General features: G+C 36.7%; 25 protein-coding genes and 1 pseudogene. 17 read left to right on the top strand and 9 right to left on the bottom strand.

Translation table 11 applies throughout. The annotated features are described in order from the left end of the window. The first annotated feature begins 109 nt into the window (after positions 1-109). The 5 genes from FS608_RS07035 (at position 110) to FS608_RS07015 (ending at position 7,177) form a co-directional block, all read left to right on the top strand. Positions 110-838 carry an amino acid ABC transporter ATP-binding protein gene (locus tag FS608_RS07035; RefSeq protein ID WP_144548520.1) on the top strand — a complete coding sequence of 243 codons (729 nt, stop codon included), beginning with the start codon at positions 110-112 and terminating at the stop codon, positions 836-838. A gap of 14 nt (positions 839-852) precedes the next feature. Beyond that, positions 853-1,659 (top strand): transporter substrate-binding domain-containing protein, encoded by an 807-nt coding sequence (locus FS608_RS07030; RefSeq protein ID WP_144548519.1) that lies wholly within the window; start codon positions 853-855, stop codon positions 1,657-1,659. Between the two features lie 88 nt (positions 1,660-1,747). After that, positions 1,748-2,386 carry an amino acid ABC transporter permease gene (locus FS608_RS07025; RefSeq protein WP_144548642.1) on the top strand — a complete coding sequence of 213 codons (639 nt, stop codon included), beginning with the start codon at positions 1,748-1,750 and terminating at the stop codon, positions 2,384-2,386. 12 nt (positions 2,387-2,398) lie between these two features. Then, positions 2,399-3,061, top strand: a complete 663-nt coding sequence (locus FS608_RS07020; RefSeq protein WP_144548518.1) for an amino acid ABC transporter permease — start codon at positions 2,399-2,401, stop codon at positions 3,059-3,061. Positions 3,062-3,223: 162 nt separating this feature from the next. After that, a complete protein-coding gene (locus tag FS608_RS07015; RefSeq protein ID WP_144548517.1) occupies positions 3,224-7,177 on the top strand; it encodes a S8 family serine peptidase in 3,954 nt (1,317 codons plus the stop codon). Positions 7,178-7,533: 356 nt separating this feature from the next. On the opposite strand, the gene FS608_RS07010 is transcribed toward FS608_RS07015, so the two are convergent. After that, the gene (locus FS608_RS07010; RefSeq protein WP_144548516.1) at positions 7,534-7,719 is read right to left on the bottom strand and encodes a hypothetical protein; all 186 of its coding nucleotides are present in this window, start codon (positions 7,717-7,719) and stop codon (positions 7,534-7,536) included. Positions 7,720-8,148: 429 nt separating this feature from the next. On the opposite strand from FS608_RS07010, the gene FS608_RS07005 reads away from it, so the two are divergent. Then, positions 8,149-8,337 carry a Fur-regulated basic protein FbpA gene (locus FS608_RS07005; protein WP_144548515.1) on the top strand — a complete coding sequence of 63 codons (189 nt, stop codon included), beginning with the start codon at positions 8,149-8,151 and terminating at the stop codon, positions 8,335-8,337. Positions 8,338-8,443: 106 nt separating this feature from the next. Further along, positions 8,444-8,992, top strand: coding sequence for an NADPH-dependent FMN reductase (locus tag FS608_RS07000; RefSeq protein WP_144548514.1), 549 nt, complete (start codon positions 8,444-8,446; stop codon positions 8,990-8,992). A gap of 66 nt (positions 8,993-9,058) precedes the next feature. Here the strand turns inward: FS608_RS07000 and FS608_RS06995 are convergent, their stop codons facing one another. Continuing rightward, positions 9,059-9,922, bottom strand: coding sequence for an SDR family oxidoreductase (locus FS608_RS06995; protein ID WP_144548513.1), 864 nt, complete (start codon positions 9,920-9,922; stop codon positions 9,059-9,061). A gap of 219 nt (positions 9,923-10,141) precedes the next feature. Here FS608_RS06995 and FS608_RS06990 point away from each other — a divergent pair, with 219 nt between their 5' ends. After that, positions 10,142-10,582, top strand: a complete 441-nt coding sequence (locus FS608_RS06990; protein ID WP_144548512.1) for an Rrf2 family transcriptional regulator — start codon at positions 10,142-10,144, stop codon at positions 10,580-10,582. 79 nt (positions 10,583-10,661) lie between these two features. Here the strand turns inward: FS608_RS06990 and FS608_RS31180 are convergent, their stop codons facing one another. The 3 genes and pseudogenes from FS608_RS31180 to FS608_RS31170 form a co-directional block, all read right to left on the bottom strand. Then, positions 10,662-10,847: a hypothetical protein gene (locus FS608_RS31180; RefSeq protein ID WP_260871599.1), complete on the bottom strand. Its 186-nt coding sequence runs from the start codon at positions 10,845-10,847 to the stop codon at positions 10,662-10,664. Next, positions 10,826-11,179: pseudogene (locus tag FS608_RS31175) on the bottom strand (thiamine pyrophosphate-dependent enzyme). The gene FS608_RS31180 and the pseudogene FS608_RS31175 overlap by 22 nt, the downstream one beginning before the upstream one ends. A 113-nt stretch (positions 11,180-11,292) precedes the next feature. Next, positions 11,293-12,321, bottom strand: a complete 1,029-nt coding sequence (locus FS608_RS31170; protein ID WP_260871598.1) for a thiamine pyrophosphate-binding protein — start codon at positions 12,319-12,321, stop codon at positions 11,293-11,295. Between the two features lie 279 nt (positions 12,322-12,600). On the opposite strand from FS608_RS31170, the gene FS608_RS06980 reads away from it, so the two are divergent. The 4 genes from FS608_RS06980 to FS608_RS06965 are packed head-to-tail and all read left to right on the top strand — an operon-like array spanning position 12,601 to position 19,179. Continuing rightward, positions 12,601-15,336 (top strand): hybrid sensor histidine kinase/response regulator, encoded by a 2,736-nt coding sequence (locus FS608_RS06980; RefSeq protein ID WP_144548511.1) that lies wholly within the window; start codon positions 12,601-12,603, stop codon positions 15,334-15,336. A gap of 5 nt (positions 15,337-15,341) precedes the next feature. Then, positions 15,342-16,187 carry a CheR family methyltransferase gene (locus tag FS608_RS06975; RefSeq protein WP_260871597.1) on the top strand — a complete coding sequence of 282 codons (846 nt, stop codon included), beginning with the start codon at positions 15,342-15,344 and terminating at the stop codon, positions 16,185-16,187. Further along, positions 16,129-18,192 (top strand): PAS domain S-box protein, encoded by a 2,064-nt coding sequence (locus tag FS608_RS06970; RefSeq protein ID WP_260871596.1) that lies wholly within the window; start codon positions 16,129-16,131, stop codon positions 18,190-18,192. Before FS608_RS06975 ends, FS608_RS06970 begins: the two co-directional genes overlap by 59 nt. Before the next feature lie 39 nt (positions 18,193-18,231). Further along, positions 18,232-19,179: a sugar ABC transporter substrate-binding protein gene (locus FS608_RS06965; RefSeq protein ID WP_144548509.1), complete on the top strand. Its 948-nt coding sequence runs from the start codon at positions 18,232-18,234 to the stop codon at positions 19,177-19,179. 71 nt (positions 19,180-19,250) lie between these two features. On the opposite strand, the gene FS608_RS06960 is transcribed toward FS608_RS06965, so the two are convergent. Both FS608_RS06960 and FS608_RS06955 read right to left on the bottom strand, forming a co-directional pair. Then, positions 19,251-19,889, bottom strand: coding sequence for a YczE/YyaS/YitT family protein (locus FS608_RS06960; protein WP_144548508.1), 639 nt, complete (start codon positions 19,887-19,889; stop codon positions 19,251-19,253). Positions 19,890-19,909: 20 nt separating this feature from the next. Continuing rightward, positions 19,910-20,350: a GNAT family N-acetyltransferase gene (locus FS608_RS06955; protein ID WP_144548507.1), complete on the bottom strand. Its 441-nt coding sequence runs from the start codon at positions 20,348-20,350 to the stop codon at positions 19,910-19,912. Between the two features lie 127 nt (positions 20,351-20,477). Here FS608_RS06955 and FS608_RS06950 point away from each other — a divergent pair, with 127 nt between their 5' ends. From FS608_RS06950 to FS608_RS06940, 4 genes are all read left to right on the top strand, one after another. Beyond that, entirely contained in the window at positions 20,478-20,930 is a 453-nt protein-coding gene (locus tag FS608_RS06950) for a MarR family winged helix-turn-helix transcriptional regulator (protein WP_144548506.1), read from the top strand. Positions 20,931-20,955: 25 nt separating this feature from the next. Beyond that, positions 20,956-21,471 (top strand): spermidine/spermine N(1)-acetyltransferase, encoded by a 516-nt coding sequence (gene paiA / locus FS608_RS06945; protein WP_144548505.1) that lies wholly within the window; start codon positions 20,956-20,958, stop codon positions 21,469-21,471. A gap of 227 nt (positions 21,472-21,698) precedes the next feature. Next, positions 21,699-21,782: a putative holin-like toxin gene (locus tag FS608_RS31760; RefSeq protein ID WP_395947634.1), complete on the top strand. Its 84-nt coding sequence runs from the start codon at positions 21,699-21,701 to the stop codon at positions 21,780-21,782. A gap of 314 nt (positions 21,783-22,096) precedes the next feature. After that, positions 22,097-22,462 carry a TolC family protein gene (locus tag FS608_RS06940; RefSeq protein ID WP_144548504.1) on the top strand — a complete coding sequence of 122 codons (366 nt, stop codon included), beginning with the start codon at positions 22,097-22,099 and terminating at the stop codon, positions 22,460-22,462. A gap of 173 nt (positions 22,463-22,635) precedes the next feature. On the opposite strand, the gene FS608_RS06935 is transcribed toward FS608_RS06940, so the two are convergent. Next, the gene (locus FS608_RS06935; RefSeq protein ID WP_098573206.1) at positions 22,636-22,791 is read right to left on the bottom strand and encodes a type II toxin-antitoxin system antitoxin; all 156 of its coding nucleotides are present in this window, start codon (positions 22,789-22,791) and stop codon (positions 22,636-22,638) included. Between the two features lie 13 nt (positions 22,792-22,804). Then, the gene (locus FS608_RS06930) at positions 22,805-23,662 is read right to left on the bottom strand and encodes an SPFH domain-containing protein (protein ID WP_144548503.1); all 858 of its coding nucleotides are present in this window, start codon (positions 23,660-23,662) and stop codon (positions 22,805-22,807) included. A 538-nt stretch (positions 23,663-24,200) separates the two neighbouring features. Here FS608_RS06930 and helD point away from each other — a divergent pair. Continuing rightward, positions 24,201-26,501: an RNA polymerase recycling motor HelD gene (gene helD / locus FS608_RS06925; protein WP_144548502.1), complete on the top strand. Its 2,301-nt coding sequence runs from the start codon at positions 24,201-24,203 to the stop codon at positions 26,499-26,501. Positions 26,502-26,528 lie beyond the last annotated feature (27 nt).

Raw genomic sequence — 26,528 nt, 5'->3', positions numbered from 1 at the left:
CCCTAAAACGAGACAATCGTCGCGGTTTGAATGGGACAAGGTCTGAATAACATGTAAGTAATCCTGAAAATTGCCATATTTATTTAGTTTTAAGTTGAGGAGGTCAAGAATGATCGAATTTAAGCAGGTAAATAAGTTTTATGGGAATTTTCATGTTTTAAAAGATATTAACCTAACAATCTATCAAGGGGAAGTAGTGGTGGTAATTGGACCTTCCGGTTCAGGCAAGAGTACATTGCTCCGTTGTATCAATCAACTTGAATCCATCTCGGCCGGGACTCTTACTGTGAATGGAATATCCGTAGGGGATAAAAAAACTGATATCAATCAATTAAGGCGAAATATTGGCATGGTATTTCAGCATTTTAATTTATATCCCCACAAAACAGTACTTAAAAATATCACGCTGGCTCCTATGAAAGTACTGGGCCAATCCGAAAAGGAAGCAACAGATACAGCCAGATATTACCTTAATAAGGTAGGGATATTAGATAAGGCTGAAGCTTATCCTTCCCAACTTTCCGGAGGTCAACAGCAGCGTGTAGCCATCGCGCGCGGCCTTGCAATGAACCCGGAAATTATGCTTTTCGATGAACCCACTTCGGCACTGGATCCTGAAATGATTGGAGAGGTCTTGGATGTCATGAAAGCCCTCGCCAAGGAAGGCATGACGATGGTCGTTGTAACCCACGAAATGGGCTTTGCCAGAGAGGTAGCAGATCGAATCGTATTTATGGATGAAGGGCGAATTTTAGAAGAAGCAGTTCCGGCTGAATTTTATGCTCATCCGCGTGAAGAACGGGCGCGCTTATTCCTCAGTCGTATCTTAAATCATTAATTGGAGGTAAAGGAATGTTTAAAACAAAAAACTTCGTGAAAATGGCGTTGGTAACGACAATGGCAGCCTTAATTCTCGCTGGCTGCGGTGGGGACAAGGACTCTAAAGGGAACAGCAAGGATGTCCTTGCCCAGATTAAAGAAGAGAAAAAGATTGTCTTTGGCGTAAAACATGACACTCGTTTATTTGGTTTAAAAAATCCTTCAACGGGTGAGGTCGAAGGGTTTGATATTGATCTGTCTAAAGCACTCGCCGAAGAAATGTTTGGCAAAGATGTAAAGCCTGAGTACGTAGAGGTGACATCGAAAACTCGGGTAGGACTCCTAAATAATGGGAAGGTGGATGCAGTTGTCGCTACGATGACCATCACGGAGGAACGGAAAAAGGAAGTCGATTTTACCGATGTTTATTTTGATGCTGGGCAATCCTTGCTGGTGAAAAAAGGAAGCAAAATTCAGAGTATTAAAGACTTGAAGAAAGGAACCAAGGTTCTTGCAGTAAAAGGGTCGACCTCTACGATCAATATACGTGAGAAAGCTCCTGAAACTACGGTCCTTGAATTCGAAAATTATGCGGAAGCTTTTACCGCTTTAAAGGCAGGTAAAGGGGATGCCCTGACAACGGATGATGCTATCCTTTATGGAATGGCCGAAGAAGATCCTTCTTATGGACTAGTGGGCGGTACATTTACAGAAGAGCCATACGGAATCGCTGTGAAAAAAGGCAATAAAGCTCTTGTCGATGAATTGAATAAAGCATTGAAAAGTCTTAAGGATTCAGGCAAGTACGATGAAATCAAGAATAAATGGATTAAAAATTAATCACATATACCTTGTTTCTCGTCAGGATGAGCAGTTGTCCGTAGGCAAATGACGGGCCTGCTCGTCCTGTTTTATGAGGAGGAGATCGATTGTGGATTTCGCGATTCTAACAGATAATATCGATGCATTTTTGCAAGGATTAAAAATAACGATTATTTCCAGTTTAATCGCTTTATTATCCAGTTTCATTTTAGGTACACTGATTGCAGTTCTGCGGATGGCACCAGTCAAATTTCTTAACTGGCTAGGTACGGCATATGTAGAATTTATCCGTAATATCCCCGTGTTGGTGATAATCTTTTTCACTTACCTAGCTGGAAATTTTGGCGGGTTGACTGCAGGAACGATCGGACTGACGATTTATACTGCGGCTTTCATTGCCGAAGCGATTCGGGCGGGAATCATGTCAGTTCCTAAAGGGCAAATGGAAGCTGCCCGTTCAACAGGTTTAAGTTATGGTCAGGCGATGAGAATGGTGATTCTTCCGCAAGCTATTAAAATTGTTATCCCTTCCCTTGGTAACCAATTTATCAATCTAGTGAAAAATTCATCTTTGCTGGCAGTCGTAGCGGGTGGGGATTTAATGTATCAAGGGGATTTAATTTCGGCAAAAACATATGTAACCTTTGATACGTATGTTTTCGTTGCCTTATTTTATTTGATTTTGACGGTCCCGTTAAGTATAGGTGTAGGATTTTTAGAAAAACACATGGCTCGAAGTAATTAAGGAGGTGCAGAGATGGATTTTCTAGCACCGTTCGTCGAAGTATATACCTTGGACCATTTTAAATTTTTGCTGGACGGATTTTGGGTCACTTTAAAAGTAGCCGCCATTTCGATTGTGCTCAGCTTTCTGTTTGGTGGTCTCATTGGCACACTCCGATATGCGCGCATTCCCTTTGTTTCTCAATTATTGGCCCTGGTTGTGGAGACGATTCGGAATCTTCCCTTGCTGCTCATCATTTTCTTTACTTATTTTGCCTTGCCTGAAATCGGAATTGAAATGGAAGTAACCTCTGCGGCGATTGCCGCTTTGACGGTATTTGAATCTGCAATGTTATCAGAGATTATCCGAGGCGGCTTAAACTCGATTGAAAAAGGTCAAATTGAGGCAGGACGGGCGTCAGGATTGACCTACATCCAGACATTACGTTATATCATCATGCCGCAGGCGTTGAGAAGAATGGTTCCTCCCATCGTCAGTCAATTTATTTCACTACTCAAAGATACATCGTTAGCTGTCGTCATTGCCTTGCCAGATTTATTGCACAATGGACAAATTATCTATGCACAAAAAGGATCGTTTGTGATACCTGTTTTTATCATCATGGCGCTCATGTACTTTATCGTGAATTACGCCTTGTCACTAGTTGCCCGGAGGTTAGAAGAAAAGCAGACGTAAGAAATCTGGCTCAGCGATGGGGCCGTTTTTTTATTTAACACTAATAAAAAAAGCGAAATTTGTCGTGTGATTTAGGTACTATTTATTCGCGAACTATTATTGTATAATTCTTCTAGTATAGATAATATTTTCTATAAATCTAGTAAAAAAGAGGTGCATGAATTGAAGAAAAAAATACTTTTATCTTTACCGGTTTCTGCCTTTTTGTTAGCATCAACAATTTTCACAGGAACAGGGCAGGCGGCTGCACAATCAGGAACTACTAAGGTCGTAACTGGTGAAAATCAGGTTAACTCTAGTAAAATTCTAAGAAAAAGCCAAATGAAAGAAGTAAAAACAGAGAATAAAAAGGTTTCTATTAACAGGAAGACACAAAATAACCTAGTAACAGAGATCAAGGAAAAATTGAATAATGAAGAATCACAAAGTAAGAATAAATTTCAAACAGGCGAATTGATTATTAAATATAAGAAAAAAGTGACTTCTGGAGAAATTAGTACACTTCAAAAGAAATTTTCATTAAAATCGACGAAGAAATTAAAATCTTTAAATGCAGAGGTTGTAAAAATTCCTACTGGTCAAAGTACGAGTGATTACATAAGTTCACTAAAAAAAGATTCAACAATTGAATCCGTCCAACCTAACTACAAATATAATCCTTCTGATATCAACAACACTCCTAACTATTATGATCAATTATGGGGCTTGGACAATACCGGACAAGTTATCAAAGAGATTAATGGATTAGCAGATAAGGATGTAGATGCACCAGAAGGATGGGACAAATTTAGTTCAACCCTGCCAGAAGTGGTTGTCGGTGTCATTGATACGGGCGTTGATATCAATCATCCTGATTTAGAGGGGAAAATTTGGACTAACACAAAAGAAATACCTGGCAATAATATCGACGATGACCACAATGGTTATATTGACGATATCCATGGCTGGGATTTTTATAATGATGATAACACTGTTTATGATGCACTAGAAGGGGATGAGCACGGTACACATGTCTCAGGAACCATTGCTGCGGCCGCAGAAGGAGCAAGTATAAGTGAAAATAAAGGTGTCATCGGTGTGGCCCCAAACGTGAAAATTTTACCGATAAAATTTTTAGGTCCTGACGGGGGAACAACAGCAGATGCCATCGATGCTATTGCGTATGCAAAAACGATGGGCATAAAAATAACGAATAACAGTTGGGGCGGAGAAGAATATGACCCTTTACTAGAAGAAGCAATCGCAAATAGTGGTAGTTTATTTGTCGCCGCTGCCGGAAATGATGGAATGGATAATGATGAGGGCGGAGCTTATCCTGCTAGCTTTGAAAGTGCAAATATATTAGCAGTTGCAGCAGTTGATAACAAGGGTAAACTAGCACCATTCTCCAATTATGGCTACAATTCTGTTGATGTGGCTGCACCTGGAGTGGACATTTTAAGTACCGTTCCTAAATTCCCACTGGATGAGTTGACAAAAGCATTGAATATTAACCAGCCAGGAGCATCCGCACAAATTGCTGGGGACAATTATAAAGCGATTTTTGATGGCATTGGGTATGAAAAAATTTCCGAGACACAAAGGCAAGACGCTTTTGACAAAGCATTAAGTTATTTAGAATTGATGGATTCGTCCAGTAACATTCTGCTTGTCCAAGATGATGAAAGTGATCTTGCAGACTTATTCAAGGACGAGCCTGAACTGCGCGCCCTATTTAAAAACTATTTGCCAATTTATCAAAAACTATTGGCTAATCATTCTTCAATAAAAACGGTTACGGTTAGCTCCGATTCATCTTTATCTGATAACCTGAATAGTAGTGACTTATCATCCTACGATGGGGTCATTTGGTTTACAGGAAATGGTCTTGGCTTTTTTTCTGAGGAAGGTACAACATTAACTTCTAAAGATAACGAACTGTTAAAAACTTACCTAGCTGGTGGGGGGAAGTTGTTGGTATCTGGACAGAATGCACTATCTGGCCAAGAGAAATCACCACTTGTTAAGGATTATTTGCATTTAAATGTTTTTACTGATATGGGACCTGGTTTGGATGTCGAAGGTTTATCTGGTGGAATCTATGAAAATAGTAAATATGATGTGGATCGATTTGATACACCTTTCTATTTTGCTGATTTTGTAACTTCCAATGATCCAAGGACAATTATAAATTCTAAGTATGTTTCTGATTATTCACAGGCATATGATTACTATAGCGGAACGTCTATGGCAACCCCACATACAACAGGAATAGCTGCTATGTTACTAGGATTACGTCCAAACATGTCTCCTGAAATGCTAAAGTTGTATACAAGCACAAAAGGAAAGAGCCAAGAGTCACTAAAAGGTCTAGTTAACAGTGGAAGACTTGTGAGCACATTAAATCTAGATAACTTTTATGATAATGAAACTCCGGGACTTCCGTTAGAAAAAAGTGTATTAAATGATAGTTTGGAAGCAAATACAGATAAAAACGATGTTTTTGCCTTTTCCTTAAAAGAGGGTGAAGCACTATCCCTATCTCTGAATGGCGTTTCAGGCACTGACTTTGATTTGTATGTTTATGACGGTTCAACAACGAGTATAAATAATACGAGTGGAATGATTGCTTTTTCTGAGAATGCAAATACATCTAATGAATCGATTAAGTTTACTGCTCCTAGAACAGGTATTTATTATGTTAATGTCTATGCCTACAAAGGTGCAGGCAACTACAAGCTATTCACTGGTAATTTTGGAGGATCGTATGAGGATGATTCAAACTCCATGACATTCTTAGGGGAATGGATGCCAGCATTTAATCCAGAGTATTCTGGGGAATCGGCAATGGCCCTTAATTCAAAAGGAGAATTAAGCTTTTCTTTTGTTGGCTACAGCTTTGAGTGGCAAGGGTTTAAAGATCCTACACAAGGAATTGCCGATATTTATATCGACGGCGTTAAAATTGCATCTCCATCCCTGTATGCGAGTACATTTAAAGCAAAACAAACGATCTTTAAAAAGGACTATACATCTTATGGCAGACACACGGTCAAAATTGTCTGGACCGGAAATAGTGATCCTGCGTCGAGAAAAAGTGCTTCTGGGATCAATCTTGATAAATTAATCGTAAGTAGTAATCCTGTGACATTAAAAGCCTACTATGATAAGGACAAGAAATCTCCTGTTATTACATGGGCAGCTGTATCATGGGCGGAATCCTACAGCATTTATCGCAAAGAGTCCTCAAAAGCAGACTATGTACAAATTAATACAAACCCGATAACTACCGCAAGTTATACGGATCCTACTGCAGTGCCAGGAAAATCCTATTCCTACACGGTCGTCATTAATACAAAAGAGAAAATGGAGACGCCATTTTCAGGAGCTGCCACATTTGTTTATGATGATGATATAAAGGGAAGTTTACCATTGGCAGGGACGGTGAAGGGAAGTCTGAATCCTAACACCAAAGACGTATATGACGTTTGGTCTAAACGCTTGGATCAGGGCAAAACCTATGAAATTACTTTAACAGGGCCTTCAGGTACCAATTTTGATCTTTCTTTATTTAATATGGGCACATCTACTATTTATGGTACGTCTTCCTTCAAAAAATCAAATGGTACCGCATCAGTTGAAAAGATCGTCTTTAAACCAGGGAAAACGGGACTCTATTATATCGTTCCCACTGCTGTAAAAGGGTCAGGGCAATACAGTATAACTGTTTCGGTCCAAACGACAAAATTAGTTGAAAATACAGATTCCACGATTAAATATTCTGGCTCTTGGTCGAAGCTGAACTATTCCAGCGCTTCCGGACGCAGTCTAAATCAAACCAAAGGAAGTTCTGGATCCATTGAATACTCATTTACCGGAACTGGAGTCACACTTTATGCGCTAAAATATAAGAATATGGGAAAAGCTGATATTTACATTGACGGAGTAAAAGTAAAGCAAATCGACCTGTACTCCGCTAGCCACAAATACAAAGCGAATGTTTTTGAAACGCAAAGCCTCGCCAATAAGACACACAAAATAAAAATTGTCGCTACTGGCAAGAAGACAAAAGCCGCAAAAGGTGCATATATAAATATCGATGCGCTAAAAGTAACGCAGTTTACATTAATTAAATAGTTAAACAAAAATCCTGAGAGCCATATGAAGGCATCAGGATTTTTGTTTGTGTAGTGATCTATTCTTGTGTAAAAAATATTGAAATCTAAAAATCCGGCTCAGAATAGGCCGGATTATTTTACTTTGATTGGAAAAAATAAAATGGAGTAAAATTATACTTTTAAAATAGAGGAATTTAACGACTTACTCCCTAAATGAGCGAATTTTTGCGTCTTATGAGCGAATTTAGGGGTTCAATGAGCGAATTTTCGACCCTAATGAGCGAATCTGGTAGTTCAATGAGCGAATTTAATTTAAGAAATATTCAAAAAAAAGAAGGTAAGTTTCACCTTCTTCATTCATGGGTATATTTAGTTTTAGCTTCGCTGTATCGTAGATGTCGAGAAACTTTTTACCATCTTTTGTAAGTTTCGATGGCCTTCTCTTAGTTTTATTGTTTCTTCGATAATTTTTTGGAAGCCTTCCAAATCCCGATCAGTTGCATTTAATAGAGACTTGGGTAGACCTTCGACGATTTGTTGTAGGGTTAATTCCATATTCAAGCAAAATGACCACCTTTCAACTTATTCGTTAGACATCCGTTTCGTCTTCATTACTATTTTTATAACGAGAGGTATTTTTCCTGCTAACACGTTATAAAACTTATCTACAATAATCTTCATATTTCAATAAGAAAAGAAGAATTATTTCTAAAACGGACAAATTAAGACGGAAAATCATAAGGCACCACTCTTGTTTGTAGAAAAATTTTAGTTTAAAAAGTTAAATTCAATGAATCATACATAAAAATTTTTAGGTATTCGATGACATTAAAATTTGATTAAGAGTTATTTAACAAAAAATGCAAATTTTTTACTTTTATTAATGCTAATTTACAATTCCTTTAAAAATCAATAAATACTCGCTCAATCGACAAATTCTTAAAAAATCTCATTTATAATTGCCTATGGAAAGGAGTTGTTAGCCTTCTTATGAACAATATCCAACGAATTTCTGCTCATCAAAAAAGGCAATATTTAATAAATAAACTCATTAGTTTCGGAATTTATAAAAAAAATAATAAACATCTCTATGAATGGACTTTGTGTGAATTAGAAGCTGAGTATCAAAATTTCGAACCAAATGGATTGGAGATTAGTAGTAATCTTCAACTGAAGTAATAAGAAGTACATTATTTGGAATTCATGCAAGCAGGAATGTTGTAGGAAGACGTTTGATTAACTATAGTGAAATATATGGTAATTAATAATACTTTGGAGGTTAATCATGAAAATCGTTACAATTGTAGGCAGTTTAAGAAAAGAATCGTATAACATGCACCTTGCAAAAACACTCAAAGATCGTTACAAGGATAAAATGGATATTGAAATCGCAGACATCCGTTCTCTCCCATATTTTGACCAAGATGAGGAGAACAACCCACCTGAATCAGTAAAGGAATTTAAGGCGGCAATCGCAAATGCTGATGGGGTTCTCATCATTACTCCAGAATACAATTGGTCCATTCCTGGTGTGTTAAAGAACGCATTAGATTGGACTTCAAGGGTAGACAAGGTTTTCATTGGTAAACCTGTAATGGCTTTAGGTGTAACCCTCGGCCTGCTCGGAACCGTTCGTGCTCAAATGCATTTGCGTGAAATTCTAGCAGCACCTGGTATTCAGGCTAAGATCCTTCCTCCAGGAGGAAATGAGGTACTGATTGGTCTTGCGAATCAAAAATTTGATGAACAAACTGGTCAGTTGGTTGATCAAAGTACACTAAGTTTCTTAGATAGCAAAGTTGATACATTTATTGATTTTGTAAAATCTGTTTGATCTAAAGTTAAACCGACCACTCATATAGAAGAGGGTCGGTTTTTAAGTTAGCTTCAATTAAGTTTTTTAAGATAAACTTTTAACAATTTGAGTTAATCCTACACTAATTGGTGTAACGGGACGTCCAAGCAGTTTCTCCAAATCATTGCTCTCCACTGCTAATGTACCTTCCCGAATGCCTTTCTGGATATCGACAAGAAAAGGAAGTAGGAATTCTGGTACGCCAGCCCCTTTCATAATATCAGCGTAAGTGGAATCATCTACTTGGTGTACAGGGACTTCTTTACCCAATACAGTTCCAACTGCAGCTGCAATTTCTTCCTGCGTCATTAACTTACCAGAAAGTTCGTAAATCGTGTTTTCATGCCCGTTACCTGATAAGACCACTGCCGCTGCCTCCGCATAGTCTTGTTGCAATGCCCAGCCAACTTTTCCATCACCTGCTGAAGTCACCCAAGGGGCTCCGGCAAGTATGCCCTGAATGCTTGAACTTTCATTCTCCAAGTACCAATTGTTGCGTAAGAAAGAATAAGGAATGCCTGTTTTTACAATAGCTTCTTCTGTTGCCTTATGCGTTGGAGCAAGGAAGTTTTTACTTTCCTTTGCATTGGCAAGACTAGTATAAGCAATAAATTTAACACCAGCACGCTCTGCTGCTGCTACTGCATCCGTGTGCTGTCTAATTCTGGTTTCATTGTCGCCATCTGCAGAAATAATTAATAGCCGATCAATACCTGAAAAAGCAGCATCCAATGTGTCAGGACGGTCAAAATCTCCCTGACGAACGTCCACGCCTCGAGCCCTTAATCCTTCTGCTTTTTCTGGATTACGAACACTAACAGCTAGTTGATTTGCTGGTACAGTTTTCAATAAAGTTTCAACAACTTTGGTTCCAAATTTTCCTGTTGCCCCTGTTACTAATATTTTCATTATTTGTTCCCTCCAATTATTTATAGTAGCTTACCAAAAATTAATATTACTTGTATCTAATTTGAATACCTGTATTCATAATAGATACATCTTGGGCTTTTGTCAACGATTTTATATACCTTTTTTATTTCTTACGAATTTTAATGTATAATAAGTTGTAATCAATTTAAATACATGTTATGTGAATAATTATGATCAAATAGTAAGAAGGTGAATGAAATGTCAATCAGCAGCCGATTTTCCGTGGGTATTCATATATTGGCTCTTATTGAATTAAATAAAGAGAGCACCAGCTCATCGGAATTTTTAGCGGACAGCGTAAATACGAACCCAACTTTGATAAGAAAAATTATGGGGATGTTAAAAAAAGCAGGGTTAATCGTCGTACAACCGGGGATTGCAGGAGCAAAACTAGCAAAGGAACCATCATATATAACATTACTTGACGTTTATAAAGCGGTAGACGTGGTCCAGGAAAAAGAATTGTTTAGTGTCCATGAAAATTCACACCCTAATTGCCCTGTGGGAAGGAACATTCAAGATTCAATAACTCCTATATTGTCAGCAGCTCAATTAGCGATGGAAAAAGTACTCGGAAATGTAACCATTGAAGACATTGTTAAGGATATTGTTGAAAAAGAAAAATTTAATGTCCTATAAAATATAAATTGAACTAATCATCATTTTGAATTTTTAAAAACGCCAACTCATTGATGCTTCCAATGGGTTGGCGTTTTTTCTACCGTGTTAGGATGTTCTGATGGTTGTTATGATTAGGCGGCACCATCGGGTAGACGTTTTCCTCTTCCATAACATTAAACTCGATGAGAACGGGTCCCGTCTGTTGAAATGCTTTTGGAATAACCTGTTTGGCTTCTTCTTCGGTCTGGGCGCTATACCCTGTTACACCATAGGCATGAGCCAATTGGGCGAAATTCGGTGAGCATTTTTAACCTGTGAATAGCGGCGATGATAAAACAGTTCTTGCCATTGACGCACCATGCCAAGATAGCCATTATTTAGAATCGCAATTTTTAGCGGCAGCTGATACTTCACAGCTGTAATCAATTCCTGAAGATTCATCTGAAAACTGCCATCTCCTGAGGCGCAAATGACAAACCTTCCCGTCATAGCAGCCGCAGCACCAATCGCCGCAGGCAGACCTTAGCCCATGGTCCCTAAACCGCCAGATGTGATCAGAGTCCGCGGCCGGGTAAACGCATAATGATGGGCAGTCCATATTTGATGTTGACCCACATCGGTTACGACAACAGTATCCTGAGTGGAATGGTCACTTAAAAGTCGAATAACTGACTGAGGGTTAAGGACACTATTGGATTGATTAAAACGAGGGACCGTCCGTTTCCATCCTACGACTTCACTGGTCCAACTTCCTGCATTTTTATTAATTTTTTAACATCTAATTGATTCTTCAATTTAAACAGAAACTCTTTGGCATCACTGACAATCGGCAAATCAACAGGGATGATTTTATTGATTTCAGCAGGGTCGATATCGACATGAATCTTTTTTGAGGTAGGTGAAAAGCCACTGATTCTTCCTGTTACCCGGTCACTGAAACGGACTCCGATGCTAATTAACAAGTCACAATGATGGACCGCTTTATTCGCAGCAAACGTCCCATGCATCCCGAGCATCCCAAGGTACAATGGGTTACCTGCTTCCATGGAACCAATCCCCATAAGCGAGCTGACTACTGGGATGCGAGTCAGTTTTACCACTTCTCTTAAATAATCAGCTCCTCCTGAAGCAATGACCCCGCCCCCAACGAAAATTACTGGCTTTCTAGCTTTTTCAATTAAACGCTTGGCCATTTCGATTGAATTTTCTTGGGACTGCTTTCTAGCTTTTATTTGAACAAAACGGTGATTCTTTGGTTCATTCAATGTGGTATCTGTAGTGAGTTCTAGCAAAACAGGCCCGGGTCTCCCATCAGCAGCAATATTTATGGCATGTTTAAGAGCTTCTTGAATAGATTCGTTTGGGTTTACTTTTAACGTGTGCTTTATTATTGCCATGGTCAGTCCTGAAATGTTTAATTCCTGAAACGCTTCGTGATTGGTATGGAGGGGCTGATCCTCAATTTGCATTGTAATGATGACTAACGGAACCGAGTCACTATATGCTGTTGCAATCCCTGTGATGCTATTGGTTATTCCTGAAGCAGTGGTTAAAAAGACAACACCAGGTCTGCCCGTAGCACGCGCAAATCCATCCGCAGCATGAACAGCTGCCTGTTCGTGTTGCATCTGAACATAACGAATATTTGTGTCTTTCGAAAGCAAAATCTCTTGGTCCATACAACCAAAAAGGCATTTCGCATCCAGCGAATTTAATGAATTAATCAAACTTTCAATATCTGATTTTACCAATGTCATTCCTACACCTGATTTCTATTTTTAAAGAATATTCTAAAATATCAGGACTTTTTTGTATGTGAAATAAATCATGTTTCCGAATATTTTTGAGTATATCCCCAAAAAAAGGTTACTGTAGATAGCTAAGTTGTAAAATTAAACTGAAAGGTTAATATATCTGCATTTTTATCTGTAGACGATAATAAGGACTTCAAGTAAAATAAGAAAATATGTAAGTTAAATCAGAAGGTTTTGTGATTAGAATATTCTATTTTTTTCGATAACTATGAAGGAGTTCTTATGAAATTTAAAACAAAACTTTATACAAGTATTGGGTCCTTGCTGCTGCTATTTTTTATTATCGCTATCATTTTAATGAACATGCTCAAACAAACGACAGTTAATATGAACGTTGTTGTAAATGATTTAAATGAAAGAATCGAAATGGCTTCTGAAATTAAATACGAGACTTCTAGAATCGGTCTTGAGCTAACCTCGATGTTAACAGTTCATGGAAATGATATCCAATTAGATACAACGAATTCTTGGGAAGATTCCCATACCAATTTACAATCTGCAATTGATTCACTAGAAAAAATGGACAAGCAAGAAAAATCAAAAGAACTAATCGCAAAATATAAAACATTGCATGAACAGTATTTAACTATGGGTCAACAAGCTATATCAACAAAAAAACTAAATCCGTCAATGGAAATTCCGGCTGTCTTTTGGAGAGATTCAGAACTGATTAGGCAAAGAATGAATCAAATGGCTGATCTTCTCTATGGATTGCAAGAACAAAAGATGAAAGATGAACTATTAAGATCTAAAGATACATACAACTGGGCTGTCACCATCATATACATTTATCTTGCCATTGCCTTATGTATTGGTATTGTTTTTACGATATGGATTATTAGAGGTATCACAAATAACCTTAACAACATAACAGAAGTGATGAAAAGTGCTATCACAAGTGATTTTAGTTCATTACCCCGAATTAAGATTTCCACGAAGGGTGAATTAGCTGAAATCGCTGTCTCATTTAATAAAATGGCACATGCACTAGAGGAACAAAGTAAGCTAGAGAAGCAATTAATAGAAGAAGCAGAGGATCAAAGTTGGCTTAATGCAAAAATTGCTGAAATAGCCACCATCTATCCTGAAGTCGAAAATGTTTCTATGTTAGCACAATTGTTAATTACAAAACTTGTCCCAATGGTAGGAGCAACTTGCGGAGTTTTCTATGTTAAGGAAGTGGAAGAGAGAGAGCAGTATTTAAGAAAGATATCTGCCTATGCTTCATTAGATAATAAAGATTATATGCGGTTTCGTTTTGGAGAGGGTCTTATCGGCCAATGCGCACTTGAAAAACGTTCGATCTTACTAACCAATGTTCCAGATCATTACGTTAAAATAGGATCAGGAACGGGAGTTGGTTCACCCAAAAATATTATTATTTTACCGATTCAATTTGAAAATGATGTACTAGCTGTCATTGAAATTGCATCATTTGAGTCCTTTTGTCCCCTCCAAGTTAAGTTATTGGAAGCCGTAACTAATAATATTGGTATCAAGATTAACAGTATTGTTAGTCATATGAAAGCAGAAAGATTATTGCAAGAATCACAAGCGTTGACAGAAGAACTTCAATCTCAATCAGAAGAACTGCAGTTACAACAAGAGGAATTAAGGACGACGAATGAAAAACTGGAGGAGCAGTATATAGCCTCAGAACAAAAGAACAAGGAAATTGAAAAGGTGAGGGAGGCGCTTGAAGAAAAAGCGCAACAATTAGAACTTAGCTCTCAATATAAATCCGAGTTTCTAGCCAATATGTCACACGAGTTAAGAACTCCACTTAATAGTTTACTAATTTTAGCGCAAATACTTGCTGAAAACGGGGATGGTAATCTTACCGTTGAGCAGGTGGAGTATATTCGGACGATCTACTCATCTGGTAATGATTTACTTCATTTAATCAATGATGTCTTAGATTTGGCGAAAGTGGAGTCAGGAAAATTAGATGTAAATCCTAAAGAGGTAGATCTTCATGATGTCCAAGATTTTATCGAAAGGCAATTTTCCCCGCTTGCGATTCAAAAAAATGTCCAGTTTTCAATTAAGATGGAATCAAGTTTAGCAGGGACGATCTATACGGATGAACAACGGTTACAGCAAATTTTAAAAAATCTCCTTTCAAATGCGTTTAAGTTTACTGAACGTGGCAGTGTATCATTAGATATTCGAAAGGAAACAAAGGAAGTCAGTGGGCAGCTTTTTGTGGGAGAAACTCGAGAGCAATCGATGCTTGCTTTCTCCGTGATCGATACAGGAATAGGCATTGATAAGGATAAACAAGAAACGATATTTGATGCCTTTAAGCAAGCAGATGGAACGACAAGTCGTCAATATGGAGGCACAGGATTAGGACTGTCCATTAGTCGCGAAATGGCTCAGTTATTAGGTGGATATATAGAGGTCTCTAGTACGAAGGGAAATGGAAGCACATTCACTTTATATTTGCCATACTTTCAAACAACCAGCCAAATAGTAGGTAATACCGCTTTGGAAGAAGCTGCCATAAGTCTTTATGAGGATGATTCATTAAAAGATTTAGAAGGTCCAATAAAACAAGATGGGATTTCTTCTTTGAGAAACAAGAAAATTCTCATTGTAGATGATGATATACGAAATGTGTATGCCTTAACCATTGCTCTTGAGAAGTTTGAAATGGATATAATTGTAGCAGAAAATGGCCGTGAGGGTATTGAGGTATTAAAGGAAAATCCAGAAACAGACCTCATTTTAATGGACATTATGATGCCTGAGATGGATGGATTTGAAGCAATAAGGCGCATTCGTCATCTAACTGAATTCCAAACGATCCCAATCATCGCCCTTACAGCTAAGGCAATGAAACGCAGCCGAGAAGAATGTTTAAATGCGGGAGCAACGGATTATATCAGTAAGCCGATTAACTTAGACCAGTTATTTTCCTTAATGCAAGTATGGCTGTATAGTAAGGAGGGGTAAAGAATTTGATAATAAAACCTAATATTCTACAGACAGATGAGATAGAAAGAATAGAAATCGATTTATTGCTTGAGGCCGTTTTTCGATTTTATGGTTATGATTTTCGAAACTATGCCTTTCCTTTCATTCAAAGGAGAATTAACCATCGTGTTCGTAAGGAAAATCTACCTAGCATATCTGCTCTCCAGGAAAAAGTACTTCGTGATCCAGTTGTCATGGGGGAATTGCTTTCTGATTTCTCGATTAATGTAACAGAGATGTTTCGGGATCCTTCTTTTTTTAAGACATTCCGAACAAAGATCATCCCTTTAGTAAAAGATTATCCTGAAATTCGAATTTGGCATGTTGGCTGTTCTTCAGGAGAAGAGGTCTATTCTATGTCTATTCTCTTGCATGAAGAAGGGATTTATGAAAAAACAAGAATATTTGCTACTGATATAAACAAAAGTGTTTTAGGAAAGGCGAAGCAAGGGACCTTTCCATTAGACAGGATGCAGCTCTACACTAAAAACTATATTGAGGCAGACGGAAAAAGAGCCTTTTCGGAATATTATAAGGCAGTGGATGATAAGGTATTTTTCCATTCCTTTTTGCAAAAAAATGTGGTGTTTGCCCAGCATAATTTAGTAACAGACCAATCGTTTAACGAGTTTGATATTATTATATGCCGAAATGTTTTAATCTATTTTAATAAGGTTCTTCAAAATCATGTCCACACGTTATTATATGAGAGCCTAAGCCAAGCAGGGTTTCTCGGGTTGGGTATAAGAGAGGGGATAAAATTTACAAGTTATGAACACTGTTACAGAGAATTTGACTCATCAGAAAAACTCTATCGAAAAGTTAACTAATCCCCATTCTAATAAGGTTAATATATTAATGGTGGATGATCATCCTGAAAATCTATTAGCATTGAAAGCTGTACTTACATCTCCCAATTATCACTTGGTTAGCGCAAATTCGGGTAAAGAAGCGTTAAAATGTATGCTTAAACAAGATTTTGCAGTAATTTTACTAGATGTACAGATGCCTGGACTAAATGGTTTTGAAACAGCGAAACTTATTAAGGCTAGAGAAAAAACGAGGCATATTCCAATCATTTTTATAACAGCGATTAGTCTAGATATGGAACATGTGTATGAAGGGTATTCAGTTGGGGCCATTGATTATATTATGAAACCCTTTAATCCAAAAACATTGAAGTTTAAAATTGAACAATTTGTTAAAATTCACCAAAATCATCAAGAAAATATCATTCAAACTGATCGAGAACGTAAAGTTGAACTGAATGAGATGAATAAAAAGCTAGATAGAACCACCTTAAATTTACGTCGTACAGAGGCATTATCTAAAGTTATTGGTGAAACCATCGTAGATACGATCCTTACGTTTGACGATCAGGGATCTATATTATCGGTGAATCCAGCAATAAAAAGCATGTTTGGATACAGAGCAGAGGAATTAATCGGCGGCAATGTTTTGAAGCTTTTTCTAACATGGATGGGAGATCATGTCCAAGATTCTTCGTTTTCTTTCTTAACCACTATAAAAGAATCCGCAGGAAAGGTGGTAGAATCGATAGCTGTCCGGAAAGATGAAAGTCACTTTCATGCTGACATTCTAATTAGTGAAACCACCATTGAAAAGCAAAACCTCTTTGTATGCAGCATTCGAGATGTCACAGAAAGAAAGCAGATAGAGGAGATTAAGAAACTTCAATACAATAATATGGAACAAATAGTAGAAAAACGAACCCAAGAACTGATAAGGGCTAATGAGAGACTACAAAATGAGATAGGGGAACGAGAAAAAATCGCCAGCCATCTGTACCGTTCCCAAGAAAGATTTCGTAAAATCTTTGAATCTAGTCCCTGTTTAATGGCGATTTTTTCTCAGAAGAATTTAACCTTTATTGAAGTAAATACTAGTTGGTTAAACTTTACTGGTTATAGCATGACAGAGTTGGAGAAACACAAAATAAATGTAAAGAATTTTATTGATGAATCCACAGGAAGACCTATTAATCTGGATGTGAAAATTCGTAATAAGAAAATTAGCTATAAGACGAAAAATGGTGAAATTCGCGATGGATTATTATCGACTGAAATGATTGATATCCATCCGGAACCATGTACGCTCATTGTTTTAACAGATATTACGGACACCGTTCACTTAGAGAAAGAGATGTCCCGCTTAGACCGTTTGAATTTAATCGGTGAGATGGCAGCAGGAATCGCCCATGAAATTAGAAATCCCATGACTACTGTTCAAGGATTTTTACAATTATCAAGGAATGACAGTGCTAATCTATCAGCAGAGATCATTGATTTGATGTTAGACGAATTAACAAGGGCTAACTCCATTATCACGGAATTTCTAAATCTAGCCAAAAACAAGGTCAGTGTGAAGAAGAAGCAAAACTTAAATACGATACTTGAAGCATTATCTCCATTAATTCAAGCAGAAGCTTTTCGGTCAAGCAAACATGTTAAGCTGGAGTTAAATCAGTGTCCGGATATATTCATAGATCAGAAAGAAATCCGTCAACTGATTTTAAACATTGCATTAAATGGGCTGGATGCCATGTCATCTAACGGAAAACTTACCATAAAAACCTATACGGAAAATCAGGCCGTCATTTTAGAAATAAAAGATCAGGGTCAAGGCATTAGCCCAGAAGTATTACAAAAATTAGGAACACCTTTCTTTACAACGAAGGAGACGGGAACTGGATTAGGTTTGGCTATCTGTTACAGTGTTGCCAAACGACATCATGCCGAAATTGATATCGCAACAGGGGATAAGGGGACAGTTTTTTCGATCCGCTTTCAGTTAAATTCCAGTCCTAATCAGTGATAGCTTCATTTCTTAAACGAAAAGAGAGGGGAGGATGTAGTGTTCAAATATGGAAAACTAATATTTCTTGTTGGAATTGTTATTTCTGTCATCATTATAAGTTTTATATCTAATTCATTTGCAGAAGAAAGACCGAAAGTGGTTGTTGTTTTAAAGAATATGGACACACAATATTGGGAAATTGTTAAAGCAGGTGCTGAAAAAGCGTTTAGTGACTTTGGTATGGCAGGGAAAGTTATCGCACCACTTGATGGTTCTACTAGAGAACAAAAGAGATTATTAGAGAAGACTTATCAAGAAAATCCAGATGTATTAATTGTCGCACCTATTGATTCAACGGTTATACCTTTATTGGATAAGTATACGAAACAAAAGGAAATTCCTGTATTGTTAGTAGATCAAGATTATCCTTGGCAAAATAAAACTTCTTATATCGGTACCGATAACGTAGATCTAGGAAAAAAGGCAGGCTCGCTTTTAGCCTCGCAACTTCAACCTGGAAATAAAGTTGCCATTATCGGTGGACATTTATCAGTCTCAATATTTAGAGAACGGATAAATGGAGCTAAAATGGCTTTAAAAGATGCAGGGATCATAGTCGCGGCAGAAACAGTATGGAATTCGGATGATGCAAAGACAGTAAAAAAAGAAATGACAAAGTTATTGCATGATCATCCTGATATTAAGGGAGTCTTTGCGACTCATGACACCTCCACTTTACTTGTAATTAAGGAATTGAAGGAACAAGGTGTTACAATTCCAGTCGTTGGAGCAGACGGAATACCCGATATGCTGAAGTTTATAAAGGATGGAACGATTTCTAGTACAATAGCACAAAACCCTTATGATATGGGGTATTTAAGTGTTGAAACTGCATTGAAAGTAACAAAAGGGGAAAATGTTGAAAAAGTCGTTGATACCGGCGTAGATATCGTCATTAAAGAAAATGCAAAACAGAGATTAGACTTCTATAAAAAGTTAAAATGAGTAAATGGGTGTCAGGCACCATCCAGAATTTTTTTGATTGGTGCCTGACACCTTTTTTACGGTTGCCTAAATTAAATGTTTTTTTCTTTATCATAATTGCGTAATGTACTGGAGTGTGTTAATATGCGGTCTAATACTTTTTCAGTAAATGGCATCAAGTAATTAAGTATTAGTCCCCCTAAACAAACGGTTAATAAAGTTCCAACGCCAATTGGTCCATCCAAAAAAATTGCCATTATCAAGAATACTAGGTAAATGAATGTTCTCGAAAAAAATATAGTTGTTCTAGTTAATTCTTGGATGATTAATGTTAATCGGTCAATAGGAATCGGTGCAAAATTTGCGTATAAATATGTTGCAGTGCCTAATCCTATAACAACTAAGCCGATTCCAAAATAAACCACTTTGCTGTACCATAGTTCAGGTGTGATCAAATTCTGCAATAAAAAAAGCCAAGTATCAATACCAATACCCGTTATAAATGCTGTTAACAACCCCAGAACTTCTGGTCTTTGTCTTTTTAAAAATGAATTACAACCTATCAATATGAAAGCTATTATTATTTCCCAACTTCCCACAGTTAGCCCCACATTTATGGACAGTCCTACCAAAAGTGCATCAAAAGGTGAAGTTCCAAGGTCTGATTGTATAGTGAAAGAAATGCCCAGGGTTAATGTTAAAATTCCTACTACATAAAAAACATATTTCACTTTACTCGACCTCATTATCATTATTTAATAGACAATTCTTTGAGCATGAGAATATGTGGGATACCATCTTCCATAAAGATGTTAGATGAAGTCCTAAACCCTAGTTTTTTATAAAAACCTTCTGCCTGTGTTTGTCCATGTAATTTAACCTGCGAAGCTCCCCGTTCTTCCGCGATTTCTTCTAACGCTTGTATAATGATTTTTCCAAGCCCAAATTTACGGTAAGGTTCAAGGATACAGATTCTTTCCAATTTACCTACTCCATCAATAAACCTGATCCTTCCCGTACCGACTGGTTGTTCATTGTAATGGACTACTATGTGTTCACAAAGTCCAGTCAGTGTATCAAATTGATCAAATTCATCTTCTAGTGGTACACCTTGTTCCTTCACGAATACTTGTTCCCGAATAGCAAATGCTGCCTTTAAATCTTCTTCCATCATTATTCTTTTTGCATACATTTATTTCATTCCTTTTAAATTAATGTGACCTTGATAATTTTATTGCAAATGCAATAAAATTAAGTTATATTTAATTTATATTAATTTTGTAGTAAATGCAACAAAAAAGTAGCTTAAGGAGATAACAATGAAAGAAATTTTACGAGAAATTGGAATGATTGCAAGGGCATTAGATTCTATAAGTAATTTAGAATTTAAAGAATATGACCTTACAAAAGGGCAGTATTTGTACTTAGTGCGAATATGTGAAAACCCAGGAATTATTCAAGAAAAGTTAGCTGAAATGATTAAAGTAGACCGAACCACGGCAGCTCGGTCTATAAAAAAACTTGAAATGAATGGGTTTATTGAAAAGAAAGAAGATGAACATAACAAAAAAATTAAAAAGCTCTTTCCAACAGAGAAAGGATTAAATGTTTATCCTTTTATAAGAAGAGAGAATGATTATTCCAATACTGTTGCATTAGAGGGATTTTCCGAAATTGAAGTAGAAACCATTTTTACTCTTCTTCAAAAGGTTAGAAAAAATGTAGAAAAAGACTGGGAATATGTAAAAAAGGGAAACAAGAGAAATTACTGATTATATAGAGGAGCGATCTATTAAAATGACTATAAATATAAAAACGTGTACGATTGAAGATTTACACATCCTTCAAGAAATTAGTTATGAAACATTTAATGAAACATTTAAGGATCAGAATTCACCCGAAAATATGACTACCTATTTGGAAAGAGCATTTAACTTAGAACAATTAGAAAAAGAATTAGCTAATATTTCTTCACAATTCTTTTTTGTATATTTTAATAATGAAGTCGCTGGATATTTAAAGGTCAATACCAATGATGCTCAGTCTGAAGAAATGGGGGATGAATCACTTGAAATTGAAAGAATTTATATAAAGAACCAATTTCAAAAACATGGTCTGGGTAAATATCTTTTTAATAAAGCTATGGAAATTGCAATGGAACGTCATAAAAAGAAAATTTGGCTAGGCGTATGGGAAAAAAATGAAAATGCGATTGCTTTTTATAAAAAAATGGGGTTTGTTCAAACTGGGGCCCACTCTTTTTATATGGGTGATGAAGAACAAATGGACTTTATAATGACCAAACCATTATAACTTTTACATTCTTAAGGATTTTAAGGTGATCCTGTGGAACTTACCCAGGAATTTATTACCATAATAAAGTTGGAACAAAGAATAATTTTGTACGTAAGGACCTATTTCATCTTGGAAACAAAACATATGTTCCTATTTTTAAGAATACATGATAAAATAGAAGAGCAATAGAGTAGGATATCTCAAGGGTGGTCGGCACATTCCCAACAGAGAGGGGGTGATGCTGATTGACAGTATTTGAAACATTTATGATTATGTTTGCATTTGGAAGCCTGATCGTTGCCGTTCTGTCTTTTAACCAAAAAAAATAATCCACCCTCGAGTTTAGCAGCCCTAGGTGGATTACTTCCGCTTAATGCTGATTCCCTTGAAGGGAACCTGCTATTGCAAGACCGTTAGGTGTTACCAGCACCCTCGGTCTTTTTATTTTATGCAATTATATAGATATATTATAACTAAAATACCAGTAAAAGAAAATAGAGTATGAGTTTTAGGTTTTTAATGAAAATGAAAAATTCTTATTAAACGTGACATGTCCTACTCTATTTGTTATAATAAAAATAAGAAAATATGTTCGGTATTGAAGTAAATTATATATAATTTTTATAATACTGGGGGAGTTCAAATGGAAGAGAACTTTAAACTAATCCTCAATGAATTACAAAAAATCAACACCCGTTTGGAAAATTTAGAAACAGGACAAAAACAATTAGAAACAGGACAAAAACAGTTAGAAGCAGGACAAAAACAGTTAGAATCTGGACAAAAACAGTTAGAAGCCGGACAAAAACAGTTAGAAGAAGGTCAAATTAAATTGCACTTAGATGTAATTGAAATTAAAAACGGTCAAGAAAAACTACAAAAGAATTTAATACAAAGTTTAGGAGATTACAATGAAAAGATGATCCAGTATCCGGATGATAAAACGTCTGCCCTAAACAAACGGATTTTTCGTGTTGAAACAGAAATTGAAAAACTACTAAGACAATAACGATATCTGCTATTAAGCATTCACCCAGACAAAATCTATCATTTACCATTAAAATAATCCATCCTGGAGTCTCCATGGATGGATTATTTTTTTCGACCAGAGAAGACCATGAGCCGGTACTTGAAGTTGTAACTACCTCATTTAAAGTCATGAGAACCGTGCCCCTATGGTGTCTATTCTTTTTTTAATCTTCCTGCCTTTTTAGCGGCTTCTTTTAGGATGACTTCGATTTGGGCGTTGACGCTTCTTATTTCATCCTCGGCCCATTTTTCCAGCACTTCATATAACTTTGGGTCAATCCGAAGCGGAAATGATTTTCGTTTGCTCATTGATTACACAACCTTAATAGATGCTTCCTGTATTAATAATGGGCTGCGTTCCTTTTTCAGAGACAATGGCGACCATTAGGTTATTGACCATCTGCGCTTTTTTCTCTTCATCCAGTTCAACAATTTCTTGCTCTGCGAGTTGGTCAATTGCAGCTTTTACAAGTCCAACGGCACCGTCGACAATCACCTTTCGAGCAGATAATACAGCTTGCGCTTGTTGTCTTTGCAGCATGGCAGAAGCAATTTCAGAAGAATAGGCAAGATGCATAATGCGAGCTTCGATCACATCCACGCCAGCTACATCCAGCCTTTTTTGTAAATCATACATAAGAACATCTGCGACTTCATCGCTATTCTGCCGTAGAGTTAGTGGGTTTTCAGCATGATCGAACGAATCATAAGCATATCTGCTTGCAATATGACGAAGCCCGGTTTCACTTTGAATTTGGATGAATTTATTATAGTTTTCCACGTCATACAATGCTTTTGCTGCATCCCTCACTTTATAAACAACCACAGCTGCAATCTCAATGGGATTTCCTTCTAAATCATTTACTTTTAGCCTCTCACTGATAAAGTTTGTTACTCGTAAGGAGACACTTCTTTTGAAGGTAAACGGAATGGTTGCCCATAAGCCTTGGTCCCGGATTACACCAAGATAGGTACCAAAGAAGGTTAATACTTTTGCTTCGTTTGGCTGAACAATGGTCAAACTTGTTGCAAGTATGAATCCTAAAATAATAACGATTCCACCAGTAAATTTCTGCGAGATTGTTCCAGTAGCAATTAAGAAAATTCCAAGACCAATACATAATAACGCAATGATCAGTGCAGCAAATCCATTCATTTTAAAAATTGATTTTTCCTTCATTCCGTTCCCTCCATTTGAAAAAATGTGATATAAAAGTGATATCACAATTATATCATAAAAAGTTGTAAAAAAAGGAAATTTTTTATTTTTTATCAGAACATTGCCGGTTGGGATCGAAAGGAATATTTCAAGCTCATCTAAAATATTTATATAAAAAACGTTTGTTCATTTAGTGTCCCTGTAAAGCTTCTAGAAGGGAGCAAATTCTTTGAATCGCAATCGCAATAAAAATGTGCAGTTAACCATTGTATTACTGGTATGCTTGCTGGCCATACTTATTATCCATGCGCTTCTTCATATTAGAATTTATTTTGTATACAGTACCGGTCTTGCTCCTATTTTCTTAATAGGATTAATTATTTTCCTTATCGCTTTACTATATTTCAAGGGATAAAAAACAAGTTATTGTATTATCACTTGCCAAATGGTAAAATATAACTCCATTGTGAAAGAAAGCATCTGCAAAAAAATTGTAGATGTTTCTTTTTGTGCGTGTTCCATCGCTATAAACTCTATTGAGAGGTGACGGATTGAGAGAATGAGTTCAAACAAACAAAAATCAGTTCGAGAACATAAAGATTATCAAGAAGAAGTGGAACGCTTAGAATTTACAAAGGAATTTATTAAGAGTGTTTTAGAAATGTCGAAGGGAAATAAAGAACAGTTCGTTGAGAATTTGAAAGAAGCCTTTGCGGAACTGGATACATCAGATAGTAGTTTAAGCTACATGACCCTCCTAACGAATGCTCAATTTTTAGAATTGGCTGAGAGTGAATTGGAAAGGTTAGAAAGCGTCATCGGCAAACCGTACTTCTCTCGAATCAATTTTACGAGCAGTGGTGACAGCAACGAAGAGATTTTATATATTGGAAAAGCCTCCTTGTTTGACCGTGTCAATCAGATTCCCATTATTGTCGATTGGCGGTCTCCGATTGCAAACGTTTACTATGATGGCCGTCTAGGGAATGTGACGTACGACGCCTACGGGGAAGTGCAAAGTGGCTATTTATCATTAAAGCGGCAGTACGAAATCGAAAATGGATTTTTAAAAGACATTAGAGATATCGATTTAACCACACATGATGAATTATTACAAAAATCCTTATCAGGAAAAGCAGACAATCGCTTAACCGAGATTGTGGCGACCATCCAAAATGAGCAAAATGAAGTAATTAGAGCCTCTCTTAAACATCCCATTATCGTTCAAGGAGCTGCAGGAAGTGGAAAAACAACCATTGCTCTCCATCGAATTTCCTACTTTCTATACTCTTCTGGATATCGATTTCCTCCAGAAAAATTAATGATTCTTGCACCTAATAAATTATTTATTGATTATATTTCCGCGGTTCTTCCCGATCTAGGGGTAAACAAGATTAAACAAACGACTTATATTGAATTTATGAGCAAGTGTTTAGGGAAGAAAATAAAATTAATATCTCCTAATTCAAAATTAATGGCGCTCATTAACGGAAACGAAAAATCAAATATGATTCAATGGGTTTCCAGTTATAAAGGATCGCTGGAATTTAAGGAGGTTATCGACAATTACTTAAAAGAAATTGAGTTTAATTTGGCACCTTCCGAGGATTTTGTCATTGAAAAATCTCGCCTAATAAGAGGGGGAAGACTCAAAAAACTATTTATACAAGAATTTCAATACTTACCTATCTATAAGAGACTGGATAAAATTAAAAATATATTAACAAATGATCTAAGATTAAAAAAATCGCTGATTCTTTCTAAAATTAATAGTAAATATGACGATGCTTTAGAAAAGCTTCTTTTTAGCGGCCGGCCGGATTCAGAAAAAAGGAAGGAAAAAGTAGTCAACTTCATGGATTCAAAAGAAAAAAGAATCAGTTCTGTGGAGAAAGAGTCGAAGGTTGCGGTAAAAAATTATATGGCTTCTTTTGTTAAAAAAGATATTTTTTCCTTATACAAGGAACTGATGACTTCGCCTGAACTTTTACAAAAGTATTCAAGTATGCTTTCAGAGAAAGAATGTAGAGCGTTAAGTAAATATTGTCAAAGGAATTTTGATAAAAAAGCGCTAGAACTAGAGGACTTTGCTCCGTTATTTTATATGAAGGCAAAATTAGAAGGAATCGAAGAACAATATAAAATGAAGAGTATTTTCATTGATGAAGCCCAGGACTATAGTTATTTCCAATTTGCTGCACTTAAAGCGGGCTTTGAAACAGAATTATTTACGATTGTGGGAGATTTAGCACAAGGGATTCATTCTTATCGAGGGTTAAAAAGCTGGGAACCATTAGTAAAGGAAATTTTCCCGAATGCAAATTATCAAACATTACAAAAGAGTTATCGAACCACGGTCGAGATCATGGAGTTAGCCAACGACATTCTTTCAATTATGGATCAAGACTTGCCAAAAGTGGAACCAGTCATCCGCCATGGGGACAAACCCCGCTATACGAAAATAGACCCTGCCAATTTGGAACAAGTAAAACAGACCCTTGAAGATGATATTCAGTTGCTCAAAAAGGAAGAGCTTAACTCGATTGCGATTATTGGAAGGACCGACAAAGAGTGCCGACGTATACATAAAATGCTGGAAAATAGCAATCTTCCAATACAACTATTAGAAGAAAAAGAAGATATGAAAAAGGGCAGCGTAGTGATCTTACCTTCGCACCTTTCAAAAGGATTAGAATTTGATGCTGTCCTAATTGTTACCCTTGAAGAATCGTATAGTGACGAAGAACTAGACATCAAATTACTATATGTAGCCATGACTAGACCGATGCATAGGTTGTATCTATATGCAAGTTCACCATCGGACTTGTTATTGGATAGAGTACAACTGGGACGTTTCTAGTGGTCAATAAAAGAGCTGTGGTTGTGC

The organism is Bacillus sp. X1(2014) (assembly GCF_007678255.1).
The sequence above is the reverse complement of the archived record's forward strand: the minus strand, read 5'-3'. Positions and strand labels throughout refer to the sequence as shown.